At 70.3% G+C, this 1,426-nt stretch carries 3 protein-coding genes; 2 read left to right on the forward strand and 1 reads right to left on the reverse strand.

The window, feature by feature from the left end; genetic code table 11:
- The coding region (locus BHU15_RS11840; RefSeq protein WP_141726805.1) for a mycothiol transferase at positions 1 to 238 on the forward strand (238 nt) is incomplete at its 5' end.
- A 77-nt stretch (positions 239 to 315) separates the two neighbouring features.
- Positions 316 to 888 carry a dihydrofolate reductase family protein gene (locus BHU15_RS11845; protein WP_069627154.1) on the forward strand — a complete coding sequence of 191 codons (573 nt, stop codon included), beginning with the start codon at positions 316 to 318 and terminating at the stop codon, positions 886 to 888.
- A 23-nt stretch (positions 889 to 911) separates the two neighbouring features.
- Here BHU15_RS11845 and BHU15_RS11850 read toward each other — a convergent pair.
- Positions 912 to 1,426 (reverse strand): SDR family NAD(P)-dependent oxidoreductase (locus tag BHU15_RS11850; protein ID WP_069627155.1); only part of this gene is annotated, 515 nt, incomplete at its 5' end.

Consider the following 1,426-nt stretch of genomic DNA (forward strand, 5'->3'; position numbering starts at 1 on the left):
CCAGGCGGTGAACGCCTCGTCCCGGTCCGAGGCGTTCACCGCCTGGGAGGCCGAGGTCGAGACGTCACGGCGGATCGAGCGGGCGGCCGGCTCGCTGGATCTGACGGGCCATCAGCCACGGTGGGGCGAGGACGTCTCGCTGCGGATGGTGATGGTGCACGTACTGCTGGAGTACGGCCGCCACAACGGCCACGCCGACCTGCTGCGTGAGGGCGTCGACGGGACGGTGGGCGCGTAGGGCGTCCCGCGCGCCGCGATGAGTCCGGGGCGTCCCGGCGGTCGTACTGTCGAACCCGCTACCGAGGAGGACTTCCCATGCGCAAGGTGACCTATTCGATGAGCGTCTCACTCGACGGCTACGTCGTCGGGCCGGACGGCGGCTTCGACTGGACGGCGCCCGACGAAGAGGTCTTCCGCCTCGCCACCGACGAGGTGCGGGGGCTCGGTTTCCACCTGCTGGGACGGCGGTTGTACGAGGACATGCTGTGCTGGGAGACCCCCGAGGAGAGCCCGTCGCTCGACTTCTCGACGCATGAGTTCGCCGCGCTCTGGAAGGCCCTCCCGAAGGTGGTGTTCTCCACGACGCTGGCGGAGGTGCGGGGCAACGCCCGCCTGGCCTCCGGCGGCCTGGCGGAGGAGATCGAGCGACTGCGCGCCGAGCCGGGCGAGGGCGACATCGCGATCGGCGGCGCGACGCTCGCCGCCGAGGCCGCGGCGGCGGACCTGATCGACGAGTACCGGGCCAGGGTCTACCCGGTACTCGTCGGCGGCGGCGTTCCGTTCTTCCCCCAGGCCGAACGCCGGGTGAACCTCGAACTCGTCGAAAACCGCACGTTCCCGTCGGGGGTCGTCTACCTCCGCCACCGCGTGGCGCGCGGGGCGAACTGATCCCGGCCGTCAGGGACTCCGGGTTACCAGGTGACGGCTCCCTCGTCGTCGAAGAAGCCGCCTCGGGGGCCGTCGTCGGGCAGCGTGGCGAGGTGAAGGGCGATCGCGGCGCCCTGCTCGGGTGTTCGTTCCCCGGCGAATCCGGTGAAGTCGGTTGCCACGTACCCGGGGCAGGCCACGTTCACGATGATGTCCGTGTCGGCGAATTGGCGGGCGTACTGTGCCGTGACGCTGTTGAGCATCGACTTGGAGGGTGAGTAGGCGGCCATGACCGGGCCGGTCCGCAGCGTCAGCGAGCCCATGTTGCTGGACATGTTGACGATCCGGGGCGCGGCGGCACGGCTGAGCAGCGGGAGCATCGCGTTCGTCACCCGTACCACCCCGAACACGTTCGTCTCCAGGACCGTGCGCAGGACGTCGAGGTCGAGGGTCGTGGGATTCTGCGCCCCGCCCGCCAACCGGCCGGATATTCCGGCGTTGTTGACGAGGACATCGAGTCGTCCGGCTTCCTTCTCCACGCTCGCCGCCGCGGCGGCGA

The organism is Streptomyces niveus (assembly GCF_001723055.1).
Taxonomy (GTDB): Bacteria; Actinomycetota; Actinomycetes; order Streptomycetales; family Streptomycetaceae; genus Streptomyces; species Streptomyces niveus.